Origin of the sequence: Kribbella sp. NPDC050281 (assembly GCF_040655855.1) — a bacterium.
Classification (GTDB): Bacteria; Actinomycetota; Actinomycetes; order Propionibacteriales; family Kribbellaceae; genus Kribbella.
Genome location: NZ_JBFAKS010000002.1, coordinates 288,932 through 308,037, shown reverse-complemented (window position 1 = coordinate 308,037; position 19,106 = coordinate 288,932). Strand labels below are relative to the sequence as shown.

Here is a 19,106-nt window from a genome sequence, read left to right as displayed (position 1 = left end):
GCCTCAGCCAGGGACGCGCTGCCCGGTCGGTGCGCGGCTCGGATACGGGCCGGTCAGGTAGGTGTTGATCTCGGCGACGGTGCCGTCGGAGTCACGGATGACATGGCGGAGTCCGTTCCAGCGGGCGACCTCGACGCCGATCGCGATCAGCCGCAGCCGGCTCGCCCCGGAGGCGAACGGCTCGGGGCTGTCACATCGCCGCGTGTACCACGTGCCGCCCTGGTGGTAGGTCTCCACATCCGCGTGCAGCTCGTGGGTGCTGTCTGGCTCGTTGAGGTCAAACGATGTCATCCGGCCTGCCTTCAGCTAGGAATCCCGGCACTGAAGTCCATCACCTGGCACCGCTGCGGCACTGCGGCCGAAAGTCCTCGATCCTCAGGACTTCGGTCCCGAACGACGAAGCCCCCCGGACCGCCTGGTCCGGAGGGCTCGCCTGCAAGCCGGAATCAGAAGTTGATCATGTGGCCTTCGAGGCCGTGGAACACTTCCTGCAGGGCCTCGCTCAGGGTCGGGTGAGCGTGCACGTTGCGGGCCAGCTCCTTGGTGGTCAGGTCCCACTTCTGCGCCAGGGTCAGCTCGGGCAGCAGCTCGGTGACCTCCGGGCCGATCAGGTGGCCGCCGAGGAGTTCGCCGTACTTGGCGTCGCTGATCACCTTGACGAAACCGGTCGGGTCGCCGAGGCCGTGTGCCTTGCCGTTCGCGGTGAACGGGAACTTCGCGACCTTGACGTCGTGGCCCAGCTTGCGGGCCTCCTCCTCGGTGTAACCGAAGCTCGCGATCTGCGGCTGGCAGAACGTCGCCCGCGGGATCATCGCGTAGTCGAGCTCCATCGTCTCGTGCCCGGCGATGGTCTCGGCCGCGACCACGCCCATCGCCTCGGCCGCGTGCGCGAGCATCAGCTTCGCGGTCACGTCGCCGATGGCGAAGATGTTCGGCACGTTGGTCCGGCACAAGCCGTCGATGTTGATCGCGCCGCGCTCGGTCAGCGCGACTCCGATCTTGTCCAGGCCGTAGCCGTCGACGCGCGGCTGGAAGCCGATCGCCTGCAGCACCTTGTCGGCCTCCAGCGTCTGCTGGGTGCCGTCCTTGCCGGTGACGGTGATCTTGACCTTCTCGCCGGACTCGTCGATCGAGTCGACCCGGGTCGAGGTGAGGACGTCGACGCCGAGCTTCTTGTACGCCCGGGCCAGCTCCTTGGACACCTCGGGGTCCTCGAGCGGCACGATCCGGTCCAGGAACTCGACGATCGTCACCTTCACGCCGTAGTTCGCCAGCACGTACGCGAACTCGACACCGATCGCGCCCGCGCCGGCGATGACGATCGAGCCCGGCAGCTCCTCGGTGAGGATCTGCTCCTCGTAGGTCACCACGCGCTCGCTCAACTGCGTGCCAGGCAGCAGCTTGGTGGTCGCACCGGTGGCGAGGATGCAGTTGTCGAAGGTGACCGTCTCCGACGAGCCGTCGTTCAGCGTCACGTCGAGGGTGTTGGCGTCGGTGAACGAGCCCCAGCCGTCGAGCTCGGTGATGTTGTTCTTCTTCATCAGGAAGTGGACGCCCTTGACCCGGCCGTCCGCGACCTTGCGGCTGCGCTGCACCGCGGTCGGGAAGTCGAAGCTCACCTCGCCGCTGATGCCGAAGGTCTTCGCCTCCGCCCGGAAGATGTGCGCCAGCTCGGCGTTGCGCAGCAGCGCCTTGGACGGGATACAGCCCACGTTCAGGCAGACACCGCCCCAGTACTTCTTCTCGATGATGGCGGTTTTGAGCCCGAGCTGGGCGGCGCGGATCGCCGCGACATACCCACCCGGACCTGCGCCGAGGACAACAACGTCAAAGTGCGAGGCCATGAAGTGAACTTTAATCGGTCACTCCAATCGATCCGACACCACCTGCGGGCGCTGTGGCACGCCTCATGGTCACGTTCTGTAGACCAGGGTTTCGCCACGAGCTTTTGCCGCCTACGCTGGCCTGGCGCGGGGGCCCGTCTCCCTCCGCGCGCGTGAGGCGAGATGAATGGGGGCCTGATGGTTGTGGGGAACCGTCGGGGGCTGCGATGGGCAGCACTCGGCACGCTGCTGGCAGTGGTCGCACTGCCGGCGTACGCCGATGATCCCACCCCACCACCACCCGCGTCGGTGACGGACGTCAACCGGACCCTGGAGGAGCTCCAGGCCGAGGCCGCCGCCGTCCAGGCCGACTTCGCCAAGGCGACGATCGCCTACACCAACGCTCTCAAGGCAGCACAGACCGCTGAGGCCGCCGCCAAGAAGGCCGAGACCACCGCGGCCGCGTCGAAGGGCAGGGCCGACGAGCAGCGCCGCCGGCTCGGCCTGCTGACCGCACAGGCCTACCAGCTCGGAATCCCGACCGTGATGGGTGCGGAGTCGATGATCTGGTCGCTCGCGCCGGTCGCGGAGAACCTGCAGGAGATCGCCGACCGCCAGACCGCGATCACCCAGCTCGGCAGCACCCAGGTCGCGCAGTACAAGGCCGCGACGGCCGCCGAGTCCGAGGCCGGCCGGACCCGGTCCGAAGCCGCCGGCAAGCGAGCCGCCGCGAACGAGGCGGCCGCCAAGGCCAAGGAGCTCAGTCAGCAGGTCCAGCAGAAGGCCACGTTCGCCGCAACGGCGATGGAAGGCCAGGCCGCCGACCTCGACGGTGCGTCCGAGCTCTCCAGGCAGCTGCAGCTCGCCCGCAACCAGCAGGCCCTCACGCGCTGGAAGACGTACCTGACCGAGCTCACCACCGCCAAGATCAAGCCACCGGCGGCCGCCGTACTCAAGAACCCTGCCAAGCTCCCGGCCGGCCTGAAACCGCTGACCGCGGCCGGTGCGCCCGTGCCCGGAGCGGCGTCGACCGTCACCGGCGGACGGACGATCCGGGTGTTGCCGGCCGAGACGATCCGCGCCGTCAACCAGGCCTTCAGCCTGCTCGGCAAGCCGTACGGCGTCGGCGCGACCGGCCCGGCCAAGTACGGCTGCCTCGGCGCGGCCCGGGTCGCGTGGCAGCCCTACACGAAACTCCCCAACCTGGTCGGCAAGGTCTACCCGAACTACCAGGCGGTGCCCAAGACCCAGGTCCAGCCCGGCGATCTGCTCGTCATGGGCAGCAAGTCGCTCGGCCTCGTCCACATCGGCGTCGCCCTCGACAACGGCGAGATGATCGCCGCCGACGAGGCCAAGGGCTCGGTCGTCGTCACCACCGTCCCGGACAACCTGTACTCCGCGCTGCGCCCGACCCTGGGCAAGCCCGCGAAGCCGCAGGTGGCCCCGACCCCGACCTCCGATTCGTACGCTTTCCGCTGCGGCAACACCGCGACGTCGTACGACATCGGCACCGGCGCCTGGACCTGGCCGCTCGCGGACGGCACCTATGAGATCGGTACGCCGTTCGGCCAGGCCGGCTCGATGTGGGAGACCGGCATCCACACCGGCCAGGACTTCCCGGCCGCCGTCGGTACGCCGGTCCGTGCGGCGACGTCCGGTGTCGTCCGGGTCGAGCACCCGGCCTGGGCCGGCAATCTGGTCCGGATCGACCACGGCAACGGCCTCGAGACCCTCTACGCGCACCTGAGCGCGATCGACGTCGCCGACGGGACGCAGGTCAAGGCCGGGCAGCGGATCGGCGCGGTCGGCACCGAAGGCAACTCCACCGGACCGCACCTGCACTTCGAGGTCCGGCTCGGCGGCGACCCCGTCAACCCGATGCCGTTCCTGGCCACCGGGTCGGCGAGCGTCGGATGGGGCGGCTTCAGCAACGGCATGATCCCGTCCAGCAAGCTGTGCGGCCTCGGCTCCGGCCACAAGCTCCGCTGCGACGCGGCAGCGGCGTACGCGCAACTTGCCGCCGCCTACCGCGCCCAGTTCGGCAGGACGCTGTGCATCACCGACTCGTACCGCTCCTATACATCCCAGGTCGACCTGTACGCCCGCAAGCCGTCGCTGGCCGCCCTCCCCGGTACGTCGAACCACGGCTGGGGCGTCGCGGTCGACCTGTGCGGCGGCATCGACCGGTTCGGCACGAAGCAGTACCAGTGGATGAAGAACCACGCCGCGACGTACGGCTGGGTGCACCCGTCCTGGGCCGAGCAGGGCGGCTCCCGCGAGGAACCCTGGCACTGGGAATTCGGCAAACCGGCCAGTGCGTGACCAGGCTTGAGCTTGGCGAACACGTACGCTGGGCGTGTGGCCGAGCAGAAGACTCCCGACCGCACTGATCACAACATCACGCTGGACGCTGACGACGACCGGTGGGAGTGGCGGCGGCGCATCCGGGCGAACCCGACGAAGCATCTCGTCTACCGGATCGGCGTGGGCGTGGTCGGCGGGTTGCTGCTCATTGCCGCGCCGCTGACCGGGTGGTTGCCGGGACCGGGCGGGATCCCCTTGTTCATCGCGGGTCTCGCCGTACTCTCGAGCGAGTTCGAGTGGGCCCAGCGCCTGCTCTACAAGGTCAAGGACTGGGTCACGGCGCTCACCGCCTGGACCGGCAAGCAGCCTGCCTGGCTGAAGACGCTCGGCACCGTCGCGCTGTTCATCTGCGTGCTGATCGCGATCTGGCTCTACCTGGCCGTGCTCGGCGTGCCTGGCTGGTTCCCGGACTCCTGGGAGAGGTTGCTGGCGAGGCTCCCGCTGCTCCCCTGATCGAGCATCGGGTAGGCCGGCAGTTCGATCAGGTTGCTGAATTTCTGGGCCATCCTGAGCATCTGGTTCATGAAGAACTTCGTGTTCAGAATCCGGTTCCGTGCGGTGATCCCGAACTGCGTCGCCGGGGCAAGGAACTGACCGGTCCGGCTGCCGTCCTGCGTGGTCTGCACCGCCTTCCGCAGTCGCGCTTCGTAGCGCGAGAACGCCGCCCGGTAATCGCCGCGGGACTCCGCCAACTCCCCCGCCAGCACATACGCGCCGATCACCGCCGTACTCGTGCCCAGCGCACCGAACGTCGCGCCGTACCCGGCGTCGCCGAGCAGCACCACCCGGCCGGTCGACCAGCGATCCACGTGCACCCGGCTGATCGAGTCGAAGTACAACTCGGTTGCCGCGGGCAACGCGTCCAGAAGCCACGGCACGTGCCAGCCGACGTCCTCGAAGTGCTCACGAACGATGGCCTTCTGCTCGTCCGGATTGCGCCGGTCGTAGCTGAGCCGCGGTGACTTGAAGACGAACAGCGTCTGCACCAGCGCCGGGTCACGCCGGTCCGCACCGACGCTCGCCAGCTTCCCCGGCACGTTGTACTGCAGCGCGTCACCGCTGATCCCGACCGTGTTCGGCGCTTCCCACCCGGCAACGTAGTAGCCGAGATGCCGCTCGGTCACCTGCTCCGGCGCGAACGCGAGCCGCCGTACGACCGAGTGCATGCCGTCCGCCCCGATGACCAGGTCGTACGTCTCCTCCAACCCACTCTCGAACCGCACATCGACTCCGCCCGAATGCTCGCGCAGGCTCGCGATCGAGTCACCGAACCGGTACGACGCCTGCCCGCGGCTGTGCTCGTAGAACACTCGGGACAGATCGGCCCGCAGCACCTCGAGCTCGCCGCCGGCGAACTCCTCCGGCATCCGCATCAACTGCCGGCCGTCCTCGTCGACGAACCGCATCGCGGTACCGCCCGTCTGCAGCGCCCGCAGATCTGGCAGCACGCCCATCTTGTCGAGGACGACCTTGTTCACCTCGCCACGGAAGTCCACGGCGTACCCGCCCTGCCGCAGCGCCGGCGCGACCTCGACCACGGTCACAGCGTGACCGGACCGGCCCAACCAGAGCGCCACCGACGGGCCCGCAACGCTCGCACCCGACACCAGAACCTTCATCTGTCTGCCTCCATCATCGTTAACTGTGTCTGTCGGACACAGTAAAGTGTATGGTAGACACAGTTCAAGTGATCTGGGAAGGACGGCGATGACGGAACTCCTCTGGGGGCGGCAGCAGCCGCCGAGCCGCGGGCCGAAACCGGCGATGACACTGACCGGCATTGCAGAGGCGGCGATCCGGATCGCGGACACCGAGGGCCTCGATGCGGTCTCGATGCAGCGCGTGGCCGACGATCTGCCGGTCACCAAGATGGCGCTCTACCGCTACGTGCCCGGTAAGGCCGAGCTGGTCGCGGTGATGAGCGACCTGGCCATCGGCGAGCCGCCGGAACATCCTGGGCTGTCCTGGCGCGAGGCGTTGCTCGCGTGGGCGATGGATCTGTTCGAGGGCTTCAACCGCCACCCGTGGCTACTGCTGTCCACCGTCGGACGCCGCCCCGTCGGGCCGAACGAGGCCGCCTGGCTCGATCGAGGTGTGCGGGCCCTGACCGGCTCCGGCCTGAACGGCACCGAGCAACTCGACTCGATCCTGGTCCTGTCCGGCCACGTCCGCACGATCGCGCTGCAGACCGCCACCATGCCCGGCGGCCGGCAAGGTCTCACCGAAGAGGCCTTCACCGCGTCCTTCGCCGGGATCCTCGCCGCCGAGGCGGACCGGTTCCCGAGCCTCGCTGCCGCTCTACGGACCCCGAGCGGTCAGGAGAACCAGGGACTCGCCTTCGGTCTCGACCGCATCCTCGACGGCCTCGAACTCCTGATCAGCGCAAGGAATGCGTGAGCTTCGGCGAATTGAAACGTTGCCGATACGTGCTTGCGCTGAGGCCGTAATGGGACTTGAAACGCCGGGCGAAGTAGTTCTGGTCAGGCCACCCGACGGCCTCCCCGATCCGGGCGATCGGCAGGTCCGTGTGCAGCAGCTGAACGGCGGCCAGCTCGACCCGGTGCCGGGACAGGTAGGCCATCGGCGGCATCCCGGTCGCCGACTTGAACAACCGCACCAGATACCCGGGCGCGAGGTGCAACTCCTGCGCCAGATCGGTCAGCGTCCACGGCCGCGCCGGGTCCGCCTCCATCATCCGCATCGCGGCCAGTACGGCGGGATGCGTCTGGCGACCGAGTTCGTCGCGTTCGCCGACGGTCCGCGCGACACAACTCAGGTACAACGACAGCCAGCCGATCAGATCACCGCGATGCCGGCGCATGGACTGATTGCGTAGCTGTCGCAGTCCGTCCAGATGTCCGAGCGCCTCGGTGAGGGTCTCGTCGTCGAGGTGCGTGCTGAGCACTCCACGCCGCTGGGCAGAGAAAGGTCCAGTCCACAACAGATAACCCAGCAAGGGATCCTCGCGCGTCCAGGCCAGTTCGCGCTGGACCAGGTCGGCCGAGAAGCAGCAGTTGTAGACCTCGAGCGAACGGCATTGCTCGTACTCGTGCCACACGCCGGGTCGCAGCACCACCACGTCGCCGACGCGCAGGTCCTGACGCCCGGCCTGGCTGTGGTGGACCCCTTCACCGCCCGTCACCAACGCGAGCTCGAAGAAGCTGTGCGTGTGCAGTGGATGGCAGTCCTCGTGCACATGCGGACCCGCGTGCACGATCGTCCCTTCGACGAAGTGCAGCAGCGTCCCTTTGGTCCTCACTGGCTCGTCGGCCATGCCTCACGATACGGGCCAAGGTGCATTTTGTGCTAGCGCGAGTGCACTCCGGGCTAGCCCCCGGCGGCGATCGGTCGCAGGATCGGGGGACAGGCGAAACCTCTCCGCCATCAATCCGTAACGCATCGAGTCGTTTCGCCACAGCACCCAATGAATCGTTTCACTCGCCGGTTGGAGTCTTATGTCGAACCTCGCCGCACCCGCCTTCCTCCGCTTCGAACACCGCACCGACGCCGGACCCGTGGTGGGCATCGGTACCGCGACCCCACGGCTGTCGTGGCAGATCCCCACCGCGGACGCCGAGTACGCGCAGACGGCGTACGAGGTGGAGATCACCACCGGCTCGGCGCAGGTGTACACGGTCCAGTCCCCCGACCAGGTCCTTGTCCCCTGGCCCGGTGACCCACTCGCGTCGCGGCAGTCGGCGCAGGTCCGGGTGCGAGTGCGTGGCAACGACGAGTGGAGTGACTGGAGCCAGCCCGCGACAGTCGAGGCCGGTCTGCTCACATCGGCCGACTGGAGTGCACGCTTCGTCAGCCCGCGAGGCAACAGCTATGGCTCCCCCGCTCCCCTGCTGAGCGGCGTCGCCGAACTGCCCGACGGCATCGTCAAGGCCCGCCTCTACGCCACCGCGCAGGGCATCTACCTGCCGGAGCTCAACGGCGAACGTGTCGGCGACGAGGAGCTGGCCCCGGGCTGGACGGCGTACCAGCAGCGGCTCCGCTACCAGACGTACGACGTGACCGGCCTGGTGCGGTCCGGCGAGAACCGGCTCGAGTTCCTGGTCGGCAACGGCTGGTACCGCGGCAGGCTCGGCTTCCACGGCAAGAACTCCTTGTACGGCGATCGTCTCGCCGTACTCGCCCAGCTCGAGGTCACGACCGAGGACGGACAGGTCCACACCTTCGGCAGCGACGACTCCTGGACCGCACGCGAGAGCGCCGTCGTCGCCGACGACCTGTACGACGGCCAGCGCACGGACCTCCGCCGGACACCGGGCGACGCCACCGCGGTCGACGTACTCGACGCCGACCTCAACCTCTTGGTCGCACCCGACGGCCCGCCGGTCCGCATCACCGAGATCGTGCCCGCAGTCGAGATCACGAGCTCGCCGACGGGCAAGACGCTGGTCGACTTCGGCCAGAACGTGGTCGGCCGGATCCGCCTGAAAGTCCGCGGCGGCGCGGCCGGCGACGAGATCGTCCTGCGCCACGCCGAGGTGCTCGAGAACGGCGAGCTCGGCGTACGCCCACTGCGGACCGCCAAGGCCACCGACTCCTACGTCCTGGCCGGGCCCGACGAGGTCACGCTGGACTCGCCGCTGACCTTCCACGGCTTCCGGTACGCCGAGATCACCGGCGTCAGCGAACTGCGGCTCGACGACCTCGAAGCAGTCGTCGTGGGATCGGACCTGCGCCGCACCGGTTGGTTCGACTCGTCGCACGACCTGCTCAACCGCTTCCACGAGAACGTCGTCTGGGGCATGCGCGGCAACTTCGTCGACGTACCGACCGACTGCCCGCAACGCGACGAGCGGCTCGGCTGGACCGGAGACATCCAGGTCTTCTCGCCCACCGCGAGCTTCCTGTTCGACACCGCCGGCTTCCTCACCAACTGGCTGGCCGACCTGGCCGCCGAGCAGCAGAAGGACGGCTCGGTGCCGTTCGTGATCCCGGACGTGCTCAAGCACAACGGTCCGGCCACGGCCGCATGGGGTGACGCGGCAACGATCGTGCCGTGGGTGATCTACGAGCGCACCGGCGACGCGGGTCTGCTCGCCCGCCAGTTGCCGAGCATGCGTGCGTGGGTCGACAAGATGGCGAACCTGGCCGGCAGCGACCTGCTCTGGTCCGGTGGCTTCCAGTTCGGCGACTGGCTCGACCCGACCGCGCCGCCGGAGAACCCTTTCCGGGCGAAGGCCGACCCCGACGTCATCGCGACCGCACACCTGGCCCGCTCAGCCGAGGTCGTCGCCAAGGCCGCGGAGGTCGTCGGCGACCCGGAGCTGGCCGGCGAGTACGCCGATCTGGCCGCGCGGGTCCGGCAGTCGTTCGCAGCGGAGTACGCCACCGACGGCGGTCGCGTGCTGAGTGACGCGGCAACGACGTACGCGCTCGCCCTGCAGTGGGCGCTGCTGCCCACCGACGCACAACGTCAACGTGCCGGCGAACGTCTCGCCGACCTCGTCCGGACATCGGGCTTCCGGATCAGCACCGGATTCGTCGGTACGCCGCTGATGGCCGACGCGCTGGCCGATTCCGGACATCCCGACCTCGCGTACCGCCTCCTGCTACAGACAGGCTGCCCCTCTTGGCTGTACGCAGTGACGATGGGAGCCACGACGGTCTGGGAACGCTGGGACAGCATGTTGCCCGACGGCAGCATCAACCCCGGCCAGATGACGTCGTTCAACCACTACGCTCTCGGTGCGGTCGCCGACTGGATGCACCGGCGGGTCGCAGGTCTTGCACCGGGCGATCCGGGGTACCGGACGATCGTGGTACGCCCGCTGTTCTCCTCGCACCTCACGAGCGTCTCCGCCAAGCACCTCACCCCGTACGGCGAGGCGGCGGTCTCGTGGACGCGCGCCGACGGCCGGATCACGCTGACGGTGACCGTCCCGGTCGGCGCCCGCGCGCAGGTCGCCGTACCCGGTGCGGACGAGCAGGTCGAGGTCGGCCACGGGACGCACGAATGGACCGGTGACGACACGTACGCCGCGACCCCGGCACTGCCCGCGGATGCGAGCATCCGGCAACTGATGGACCACGAGCCGAGCTGGGACGAGATCTCCGCGGCGGCACAGGAGACCGAGGTCGTCGCCGACGACGCCGACCTGGCCGGCCGGCTGGAGCGGTACCTCGACCACCCCGCGGACCAGTTGGTCGAAGCCATCAGCCCCCGTGGCTTCTCCCCCAGCGCCGAAGCTCTTCAGGCCAGGCTCGAAGCCCTTCTCGACAACAACTGACCAACCACCTGGACGACTCCGCCCCGCTGCAGATGCCCTGATGAAACATCCCTTGGAGGTCATGATGACGTTCCGCCCAGGCACGAGAGGACTGGCCGTCCTTGCGGCCTGCTCACTCGCACTGACCGCGTGCAGCGCGGGCAGTCTCGGTTCCAGTGACGACGCCGGTGGTGGTGCTTCGGTCGAGATCACGTACCTGACCACCAACCAGGATCAGGACGTGAAGGAAGCCGAGCAGCTCGCCAAGGACTTCCACGCGAAGAACCCGACCATCACCGTGAAGGTGGAGACCCGACCGGGTGGCACCGAAGGCGACAACATCATCAAGACCCGGCTGTCCACCGGTGACATGGTCGACATCTTCAACTACAACACCGGGTCGCTGTTCAACGCGATCGCACCGCAGAAGAACCTGCTGTCGGTCAACGACGAGCCGTGGGTCGCCGACCTCGACGAGAACTTCAAGAAGACCGTGACCGCCGACAACCAGGTGTACGGGGCACCTGTCGGCGGGTTCCAGGGCGGTGCGGTCCTCTACAGCATCCCGGTCTACACCAAGCTCGGGCTGAAGATTCCGAAGACCTGGGCCGAGTTCATGGCCAACAACGCCAAGATCAAGGCCTCCGGTGGCGGAGTCGCGCCGGTGATCCAGACCTACGGCGAGACCTGGACCTCACAGCTGTTCGTGCTGGGCGACTTCCACAACGTGTCCTCGGCCGAGCCGGACTTCGCGGACAAGTACACGAAGAACCAGGCGAAGTACGCGACGTCGCCGGCCGCGCTGAAGGGATTCGAGCACACCGAGGCCGTCCACGACGCCGGGTACGAGAACAAGGACTTCGCCTCGGCCAAGCTCCCGGACGGTCTCAAGATGCTTGCCACCGGCAAGGGTGCGCACTACCCGATCCTGTCCGGTGTGGTCGCGAACATGGTCGCCACCTACCCCGACGCGGCCAAGACCGTCGGCCTGTTCGCGCTGCCTGGTGACGACGCGAGCAAGAACGGCCTGACCCTGTGGACCCCGGGCGGTCTCTACATCCCGAAGACCACCGAGGGCGACAAGCTGGACGCGGCGAAGAAGTTCCAGGCGTTCGTCGCCAGCCCGGACGGTTGCGCGTCGCAGAACACGGCCGGCGCACCGACCGGCCCGTACGCGGTCAAGGGCTGCACGCTGGGAGACGGCGTACCGCAGTCGATCAAGGACATGCAGCCGTACCTCGACAAGGAGGGTTCGTCGAGCCTGGCGCTGGAGTTCCTGTCGCCGGTGAAGGGCCCGTCGCTGGAGCAGATCACCGTCGAGGTGGGCTCCGGCATCCGGAAGGCGAAGGACGGCGCCGCCCGGTACGACGAGGACGTCAAGAAGCAGGCCCAGCAGCTCGGACTGGCTGGTTGGTGAAGGTCTGTGGCCATCACTTCGATTCGCCCGCGCTCGCGTAGCGACGCGACCCCGGCCGCTCCGGCGGCCGGGGGGAAGGTCTACAAGCCGTACTCGTTGTGGTTCTACCTGCCGACCGCGGTGATCTACACCGTCCTGTTTCTCGTTCCGACGTTCGCCTCGTTCTACTACAGCCTGACCCGGTGGAGCCTGTTCGAGTCCAAGTTCATCGGGCTGGAGAACTTCATCACGTTCTTCCAGGAACCGGCCCTGGTCAAGGGCTTCACCAACACGTTGATCTACGCCGTAGTGACGTCGGGTTCGAAGGTCGTGCTCGGCCTGCTGCTCGCCGTCCTGCTGACCTCGCAGATCATCGGCCGCGGGTACCTGCGCTCGGTCGTCTTCTTCCCGGTGCTGGTCAGTACGGTCGGCGTCGGCCTGCTCTTCCAGGTGCTGATGAACCCCGAGCGCGGCATCATCAACGGGGCCCTGGGCGTGCTCGGCATCCAGGGACCCGGGTGGCTGACCGACCCGAAGTGGGCGCTGATGTCGATCGCCGCCGTCGATGTGTGGAAGGGCGTCGGGCTGGCGACCCTGATCTACATCGCCGGGATCGTGTCGATCCCTCGGGAGTACATGGAGGCCGCCCGGGTGGACGGCGCCGGGTCGTGGGAGTCGTTCCGCCGGATCGTGCTGCCACTGTGCAAGCCGGCCACCGTCACCGTGATCATCCTGTCGCTGATCGGCGGCCTGCGGTCGTTCGAGCTGATCTGGGCGATGACGCGTGGTGGACCCGGATTCACCTCGGACGTGATCTCGTCGGTGATCTACAAGCAGTACCAGGCCGGGTTCTACGGTCTGTCCACGGCCGGCAACGTGATCCTGTTCCTGGTCGTCACCGCGATCATCCTGCCGCTGTCGTGGTTCCTGAACCGGAAGGAGGTGGACATGTGAGCACCGCCGAACTCGTCAACCACCGACCGGGCCGCAGCTACCTGCTCAGCGCGGTCGCGATCGTGTCCTCGATCGTCGTCTTCATCATCCCGTTCGCGTTCATCGTGCTGACCGCGGTGAAGGACCGGCAGCAATCCGCGGACCTGGACTTCGCCTGGCCGCACCAGTTCCACTTCGTGCAGAACTTCGTCGACGTGGTCAAGGCCCGCGACTACATGCTGGTGATCGCGTTCATCAACAGCACGATCCTGACCGTGGCCAGCGTCGCCGGGATGGTGGTGCTGGCGGCGATGGCCGGGTTCGTGCTGCAGCGCCGCAAGAGCAAGTGGAACGGCTTCATCAACTTCCTGGTGCTGTCCGGGCTGATCATCCCGCCGGCCGTCGTGCCGACGATCTGGGTGCTGCAGAAGATCGGGCTGTTCAAGACCATGCCAGGTTTGATCCTGATCGAGATCGCGTTCGGGTTGTCGTTCTGCATCCTGTTGTTCCGGGCGTTCGTCGCGACCATTCCCCGCGAGCTCGACGAGGCGGCGATCATCGACGGGGCCGGGCCGTTGCGATTGTTCTTCGGGGTCATCTTCCCGCTGCTCAGATCCGTCATCATCACCGTCGTCGTGGTCCAGTCGGTCAACGTGTTCAACGACTTCGTGAACCCGCTGTACTTCCTGCCCGGCGACAAGAACGCGACCGTCCAGCTGACCCTCTACAACTTCTCCGGCCAGTTCAGCACCCAGTACAACCTCCTGTTCATGGACATCCTGCTCATCACGATCCCGCCCCTGATCATGTTCCTCTTCTTCAACCGCCAAATCGTCGCCGGCCTGACATCAGGCGCGGTCAAGGGCTGATCACTCCGGCTTGCGAACGATCACCGCCGCCTGCGGGTCCTTCTCGCCCGGGATCTGCGGGCGCGGCATCGTCACGACCTCGGCGAACCCGGCGTCGGCCAGCAGGGCGGACACATCGGCAGGATCGAACGTGTAGACCTCCAGATCGACGTCATGACCGTAGGCGTGGGAAAGGTGCCGGCTCCCACCGCCGACCTTGAAGCCATGGATCAGGTAGCCGTCCGGCCGCATGACCCGGAAGATCTCCGCGAACACGGCCGGGAGATCCTCGCGCGGCGTGTGGACCAGTGAGTACCACGCGAGAGCGCCGGCCAACTCGTCGTCCTTCAGGTCGAGGTCGAACAGGCTCCCGACCTCGAACCGCAGATCGGGATACTCCTGGCGGGCGACCCCGACCATCCCCGGCGACAGGTCGATGCCGAACACATCCAGTCCGAGCGAGGCGAGGTACGTCGTGATCCGCCCCGTGCCACACCCGAGGTCGCCGACCGGCCCGTCCCCGACCAGCTCGGCGAACCGGTCCAGAGCGGGCCGCTCGGACGGCTGCTCCAGCAGGATGTCCTTCAGGAGTCGGTGGTAGTCGGCGGCGACGGTGTTGTACGAAGTCTCGATCATGGTCCGCGACCCTAACCGCCGCCACCGACAGTCGGTCAGACGCCGGCGTAGTACGCCTCGACTGCCTCGTAGTCGACGGAGGTGTCCGGCTTGATGCCGAGGGCCTCGTAGTGCTTGCGCCGGGCCCGCATGTCCGCAAGCAGGATCGCGCGGGCGTGGACCGCGACCTCGTCGGCGACCTCGGCCGGGACCACGATGACGCCGTCGTCGTCGCAGCCGACCATGTCGCCGGGGCTCACCTGCGTGCCACCACAGGCGACGGTGGTCTGCGTCTCCACCACCTTGATCCGGCCGGGGATGATCGTGCGACCTCGAGCCCGCGAACAGATCGGGGTGCGCTGGGCAACGATCTCCGCGGTGTCCCGGCAGTACCCGTCGGTGACGATCCCGGCCGCACCGGACTTCACCGCGCCCATCCCGTTCTCCGAACCCCAGAAGCCGACCTCCTTGCCGCCGCCGGCGTCCATCACCACGACGTGCCCGGGCTCCAGGTCGCCGGGCAGTCTGACATTGCCGGTCTCCTCGAACCAGATCCGGTGCGCCTCGACGATGTCCTGGGTGCTGTCCAGCTTCCACATCGGCCGGTTGGACGGCACCGCGCGGATGGTCGCGGCGCGGCCCCAGAACTTCATCCCGAGCCATAGCGGCCGGACCTCGGGCGACATCAGCCCGATGTCGAAGTACCCGATGCCGTCGAGTGCGTCGGCGACATCCACCACCCGCAGATGCTTGTAGAGGCTGGACAGGTCGTTCGGCTTGGCAGTCTCTGTCATCAGGGCTGACCTTTCGTTCGGTAGTTGTGAGCGGCCGTACCTCCGAGCACGGCCGCGAGTTCGTCGGGGGTTGAGACGCAGCGTTCGACAGTCGCGCGGAGCGCGGACCACGCCTCCTGGTACGACGCCCGCAGTACGACCACCGGCCAGTTGCTGGCGAGCATCAGCCGATCGGCACCGAAGCACTCGACCGCCCAGGCGACATAGCGATCGACCTCGTCCGGCCATGTGGGCAAGGCAGTGAGCAGGTCGATGCCGAGCGACACCTTCAGCGCCACCCGCGGTGAGGCGGCGAGTTGAGCGAGTTGGGTCGCCCACGGCTCCCACCCGCCGCTGTCGATCGGCGGCCTGCCGAGATGGTCGACAACGATCCGCAAGTCCGGCACGGCCTCGGCGAGACCTATCACCGCGGCGGTCTGCTCGGCGGTCACCGGTACGACGTCCCAGCTCACTCCAGCCGCCGCCAGATCCGTGAACAACTCGACCGCCGCCGGCCGGCTCAGCCAGTCCAGGGGATCCCGGCCGACCAGACATCGCACGCCGTGGAAGACATCGCCGCTGCGCTTCCACTCCTCGCGAGCCGCGACCGGATCCGACAGCGGCAGCCACCCGACGACCGCTCCGACGTACGGCGCCTCGGCCGCGTAACGCACCAGCCGGTCGTTCTCGGCAGACTCGTCGACCGACTGGATCAGGACCGTCTGGTCGACTCCGGCGACGGCGAGCTCGGTGGCGAGATCGTCGGGTGTGTAGTCGCGCGCGATGGCGTCGTGCCTGTCGTCGCGCCAGGGCTGGTTCTGCGCCGCCACTCGCCAGAAGTGGTGGTGCGCGTCAATGACCGTCATCGTCCCTCCCACTCGACGCGTTCGTGGCTGAGGAAGCCGGCCACACCAGCCTGGAAGTCTCGGCTCGCATACACGGCCGCCAGTACGTCGTCGGCCTCCGCTGCCGCGCCGTCACGAAGGACCCGCCGCTCGACCTCCTTCAGTGCCGCCAGTGTGAGCGGAGCGTTGGAGCAGATCCGCTCCAACAGCTCCTCGACCCGGGCCGTCAGCTGCTCGCGCTCGATCACCTCCGTGACGAAGCCGTCCACCTCCGTTGCCGAGAGCAACCGAGCGGTGAGCACCATCGCCATCGTCCGGCCGGCACCGAGCCGCTGGAACAGCCGCGCCAGGACCGGCGGTGGCAGCGTGTTGCCGAGCGTCCGGGCGACCGGTGCGCCGAACATGGCGTCCGGTGTGGCGACCACGAGATCACTGCATGCGGCCAGTGCGAGCCCGGCCCCGACCGCAGGACCTTCGACCACCGCGACGACCGGGACTCGGATCCGCAGGAGTGACCCGAGCACGCGACCGACGCGGTGCTCGTACTCGACCCCCTGCTCGCCGGTGGTGAAGTCGGTGAACTGCCGGATGTCCGTTCCGGCGGCGAACGCCTCGCCCCCGGCGCCCCGCAGTACGACCACCCGGATGTCGCGGTCGCCGTCGACGGTCGACTCGACCTGCTCCAGGGCGTCGTACATCGGCCAGGTGATCGCGTTGCGGCGGCCCGGGTTCGACAGCGTCAGCCGCAGGATCGCGCCGTCGCGTTCGACCTCCAGCGAACTCATTCGCCGAGGACCTCCTCCGTGTGCTCGCCGAGCAAGGGTGGATGCCGCCGGATCCGCGCCGGCGTCCCGCTCATCCGGACCGGTGACCCGAGGACCCGGACCCGTCCCTCGACGGGGTGGTCGACCTCCTGCACCATGCCACGGGCCTTGACGTGGGGATCCTCGTCCAGCACCTGCCGATAGTCGCGAATCGGTCCGGCGGGTACGCCGGCGTCGAGCAGCAGCGTCACCCATTCGTCCGTCGTTCCGGAGGCCAGCCGGTCTTCGAGCTCCGCGGCCAGTTCGTCGCGGTGCGCCATCCGATCGGTGTTGGTGACGAAGCGTGGGTCCACCTCGAGATCGGTCGCTTCCAGAGCTGCGCACAGTCGTTGCCAGAGGCGCTCGTTGTTCGCGCCCAGCGTCACGTACCCATCCTTCGTCCGCAGTGCTTGGTACGGCGCCGACATGCGGTTCGCCGAGCCCAGCGGCTGTGGGATCTGTCCGGTGGCCCAGTACTCCGTTGACTCCCAGACGGACATGGCCAATGCGGCCTCGAAGAGCGACGTCTCGACGTACTGTCCCTCCCCCGTCCTCGCCCGGGCATGGACGGCGGCCACGATGCCGAGCGCGCAGAACATTCCGGCGCCGAGGTCACCAACCGGCAGACCGCACTTGACCGGAGTGCCGTCCGACGTACCGGTGATGCTCATGACACCGGACATCGCCTGTGCGATCAGGTCGTACCCGGGCCGATCGGCGTACGGGCCTGTCTGGCCGAAGCCGGAGACGCTGGCGTAGATCAACCGCGGGTTGATCGCGGCCAGCGTGTCGTAGTCCACGCCGAGCCGGCGCGTCACGCCGGGACGGAAGTTCTCCACGACCACGTCGGCCGACTCCACCAGCCGGCGGAACGCCGCCAGGTCGTCCGGCTCCTTCAGGTCCAGGCACACGCTCCGTTTGTTCCGGTTCAAGGCCAGGAACGCACGACTGTCCTCGCCGTGGACGGGGTAACCCCACGACCGCCTGGTCTGGTCGCCGGTCCGGGGGTTCTCGATCTTGATCACGTCCGCGCCGAGATCCGCCAGTAGCATCGTGCAGAACGGTCCGGCCATCACCTGGGTGAGGTCCAGCACCCGCAAGCCTTCCAGCGCGCCGGCACCGTCCCCCGTCGTGTCGGTCATCAGCCGCCCAGCCCCGCATTCGCCTCGGTGAAGAACGAGTCGGCCGCCTGCTGCACGGACTTCTTGCCGAAGGCAATCTCCTCGTACGCGCGGGTGAACGCCGACTCGAACGTCGCCTGGTAGCCCGGCGGGTAGAGGATCGTCGGAGGCTTCTTCGCCACGATCTGCTGGTACAGCTCCAGCTCGTGCTTCTTCAGCGGCGCCAGCTTCGGGTCGTCGACCTGGGCCTGCAGGACCTTCTGGTTCGTCGCGGCGCCGTTGTCGGACTTGAAGACCGCACCGGCCTCAGGGTTGTTGGTGAAGAAGTCGATGAACGCCGCCGCGGTCGGAATGTTGTCGCAGTTCGTCGGAATCGCGAAGCCGGAGGTGAACATCGCGTTCCCGCCGCCGGACGGGCCGGACGGCATCGGCAACGTGGTCAGCTTCTGCCCGCCGGGCTTGCTGGCCAGAGTCGCGGACGCGGGCGTCAGTGCGTTGCCGGGAATGCTGTCGGTGAGCAGCTTGCCCTGGGCAATGAAGCCCTGCTCGGCGCCTTCCGGCTCATCCGCCTGGGCATCCGCGCCCATCGTCGTACCGGCCGTGCGGAGCTTCTCCCACATGTTCCAGTACTCGATCAGCGACTCCTTGGTGAAGCCGAGCTTGCCGTCGTCGGTGAACAACTGCTTGCCGTTGGCCAGTTGGTAGGCGATGAAGAAGTTCGGCAGTCCACCACGCGAGCCGGCCGCGAACGTCCCCTTCGGCAGCTTCGCCGACGCCTTCGTCATCCACTCCGTGTACTGCGTCCAGTCGTAGCCGTCGGGTGGCAGCCCGACACCTGCCTGATCGGCCAGGGTCTGATTCACACCGACCGCGTCGTACGCCGCGCCGTACGGCAGGAAGTAGAGCTTGCCGTCGGGGCCGCGGCCGGTGTCGACGATCTCCTTCGGGATGTCGTCGACCTTGATCGCGCCGGACTCGATCATCGGGTCCAATGGCAGCAGCACCTTGCGCTTGGTGTAGTCGTTCAGCTGGCGCCCTTGCAGCTGCATGACACACGGCAGGGTGTGGCTCGACGCCTGGATGTTCAGCTTGTTGAAGTAGTTGCCGAAGTCGGCGTTCTGCCGGTCGATGGTGACACCGGAGTGCTCCTTCACGAACATGTCGGCGACCGCGTTCGTCTTCTGTGCGCGGGCCGCACCACCCCAGAAGGTGAGCTGCAGCTTGCCGCTGACCTCACCCTTGCCGTCCTTGCCGTCCGAGCCACCGCCGGCAGTGCTGTCGGACACCGAGGTTCCGTTGCATCCGGCAACCAGCAACAGGGCCGCGCAGGCCAGGGCCGTCGTACCGATTCTTCTCATCAGGAT

General features: G+C 67.7%; 17 protein-coding genes. 7 read left to right on the top strand and 10 right to left on the bottom strand.

What is annotated here, in order from left to right; genetic code table 11:
- Window positions 1-3 precede the first annotated feature (3 nt).
- Both AB0I34_RS04045 and lpdA read right to left on the bottom strand, forming a co-directional pair.
- Window positions 4-291, bottom strand: a complete 288-nt coding sequence (locus AB0I34_RS04045) for a hypothetical protein (RefSeq protein WP_360438993.1) — start codon at window positions 289-291, stop codon at window positions 4-6.
- Between the two features lie 155 nt (window positions 292-446).
- Window positions 447-1,844 (bottom strand): dihydrolipoyl dehydrogenase, encoded by a 1,398-nt coding sequence (gene lpdA, locus AB0I34_RS04040; RefSeq protein ID WP_360438990.1) that lies wholly within the window; start codon window positions 1,842-1,844, stop codon window positions 447-449.
- Window positions 1,845-2,021: 177 nt separating this feature from the next.
- On the opposite strand from lpdA, the gene AB0I34_RS04035 reads away from it, so the two are divergent.
- Both AB0I34_RS04035 and AB0I34_RS04030 read left to right on the top strand, forming a co-directional pair.
- Window positions 2,022-4,145 carry a peptidoglycan DD-metalloendopeptidase family protein gene (locus AB0I34_RS04035; protein WP_360438987.1) on the top strand — a complete coding sequence of 708 codons (2,124 nt, stop codon included), beginning with the start codon at window positions 2,022-2,024 and terminating at the stop codon, window positions 4,143-4,145.
- A gap of 36 nt (window positions 4,146-4,181) precedes the next feature.
- Complete coding sequence (locus AB0I34_RS04030; protein WP_360438984.1) at window positions 4,182-4,640, top strand: PGPGW domain-containing protein; 459 nt, start codon at window positions 4,182-4,184, stop codon at window positions 4,638-4,640.
- Here the strand turns inward: AB0I34_RS04030 and AB0I34_RS04025 are convergent.
- Window positions 4,559-5,806: an FAD-dependent monooxygenase gene (locus AB0I34_RS04025; RefSeq protein WP_360438981.1), complete on the bottom strand. Its 1,248-nt coding sequence runs from the start codon at window positions 5,804-5,806 to the stop codon at window positions 4,559-4,561. The two genes, AB0I34_RS04030 and AB0I34_RS04025, sit on opposite strands and share 82 nt — an antisense overlap.
- 88 nt (window positions 5,807-5,894) lie before the next feature.
- Between AB0I34_RS04025 and AB0I34_RS04020 the strand changes: the two genes are divergently transcribed.
- Window positions 5,895-6,584 carry a TetR/AcrR family transcriptional regulator gene (locus AB0I34_RS04020; RefSeq protein ID WP_360438978.1) on the top strand — a complete coding sequence of 230 codons (690 nt, stop codon included), beginning with the start codon at window positions 5,895-5,897 and terminating at the stop codon, window positions 6,582-6,584.
- Here the strand turns inward: AB0I34_RS04020 and AB0I34_RS04015 are convergent.
- Window positions 6,565-7,461, bottom strand: a complete 897-nt coding sequence (locus AB0I34_RS04015) for an AraC family transcriptional regulator (protein WP_360438975.1) — start codon at window positions 7,459-7,461, stop codon at window positions 6,565-6,567. The genes AB0I34_RS04020 and AB0I34_RS04015 overlap by 20 nt on opposite strands.
- 181 nt (window positions 7,462-7,642) lie before the next feature.
- Here AB0I34_RS04015 and AB0I34_RS04010 point away from each other — a divergent pair, with 181 nt between their 5' ends.
- From AB0I34_RS04010 to AB0I34_RS03995, 4 genes are read left to right on the top strand one after another with little or no spacing between them, the layout of a single operon-like run.
- Entirely contained in the window at window positions 7,643-10,429 is a 2,787-nt protein-coding gene (locus tag AB0I34_RS04010) for a family 78 glycoside hydrolase catalytic domain (protein ID WP_360438972.1), read from the top strand.
- Between the two features lie 40 nt (window positions 10,430-10,469).
- A complete protein-coding gene (locus tag AB0I34_RS04005; RefSeq protein WP_360438969.1) occupies window positions 10,470-11,825 on the top strand; it encodes an ABC transporter substrate-binding protein in 1,356 nt (451 codons plus the stop codon).
- A 6-nt stretch (window positions 11,826-11,831) separates the two neighbouring features.
- The gene (locus AB0I34_RS04000) at window positions 11,832-12,758 is read left to right on the top strand and encodes a sugar ABC transporter permease (RefSeq protein WP_360438966.1); all 927 of its coding nucleotides are present in this window, start codon (window positions 11,832-11,834) and stop codon (window positions 12,756-12,758) included.
- A complete protein-coding gene (locus AB0I34_RS03995) occupies window positions 12,755-13,606 on the top strand; it encodes a carbohydrate ABC transporter permease (RefSeq protein WP_360438963.1) in 852 nt (283 codons plus the stop codon). Before AB0I34_RS04000 ends, AB0I34_RS03995 begins: the two co-directional genes overlap by 4 nt.
- Here AB0I34_RS03995 and AB0I34_RS03990 read toward each other — a convergent pair whose 3' ends face one another.
- From AB0I34_RS03990 to AB0I34_RS03965, 6 genes are read right to left on the bottom strand one after another with little or no spacing between them, the layout of a single operon-like run.
- Window positions 13,607-14,221, bottom strand: coding sequence for a methyltransferase domain-containing protein (locus AB0I34_RS03990; RefSeq protein WP_360438960.1), 615 nt, complete (start codon window positions 14,219-14,221; stop codon window positions 13,607-13,609). It abuts the gene before it with no gap.
- Between the two features lie 35 nt (window positions 14,222-14,256).
- Window positions 14,257-14,994: an RraA family protein gene (locus tag AB0I34_RS03985; RefSeq protein ID WP_360438957.1), complete on the bottom strand. Its 738-nt coding sequence runs from the start codon at window positions 14,992-14,994 to the stop codon at window positions 14,257-14,259.
- Window positions 14,994-15,839 (bottom strand): amidohydrolase family protein, encoded by an 846-nt coding sequence (locus AB0I34_RS03980; protein WP_360438954.1) that lies wholly within the window; start codon window positions 15,837-15,839, stop codon window positions 14,994-14,996. The genes AB0I34_RS03985 and AB0I34_RS03980 overlap by 1 nt, the downstream gene beginning before the upstream one ends.
- Window positions 15,836-16,603 carry an enoyl-CoA hydratase gene (locus tag AB0I34_RS03975; protein WP_360438951.1) on the bottom strand — a complete coding sequence of 256 codons (768 nt, stop codon included), beginning with the start codon at window positions 16,601-16,603 and terminating at the stop codon, window positions 15,836-15,838. The genes AB0I34_RS03980 and AB0I34_RS03975 overlap by 4 nt, the downstream gene beginning before the upstream one ends.
- Window positions 16,600-17,763, bottom strand: coding sequence for a CoA transferase (locus AB0I34_RS03970; protein WP_360438948.1), 1,164 nt, complete (start codon window positions 17,761-17,763; stop codon window positions 16,600-16,602). Before AB0I34_RS03970 ends, AB0I34_RS03975 begins: the two co-directional genes overlap by 4 nt.
- The gene (locus AB0I34_RS03965) at window positions 17,763-19,100 is read right to left on the bottom strand and encodes an extracellular solute-binding protein (protein WP_360438945.1); all 1,338 of its coding nucleotides are present in this window, start codon (window positions 19,098-19,100) and stop codon (window positions 17,763-17,765) included. Before AB0I34_RS03965 ends, AB0I34_RS03970 begins: the two co-directional genes overlap by 1 nt.
- Between the last annotated feature and the right edge of the window lie 6 nt (window positions 19,101-19,106).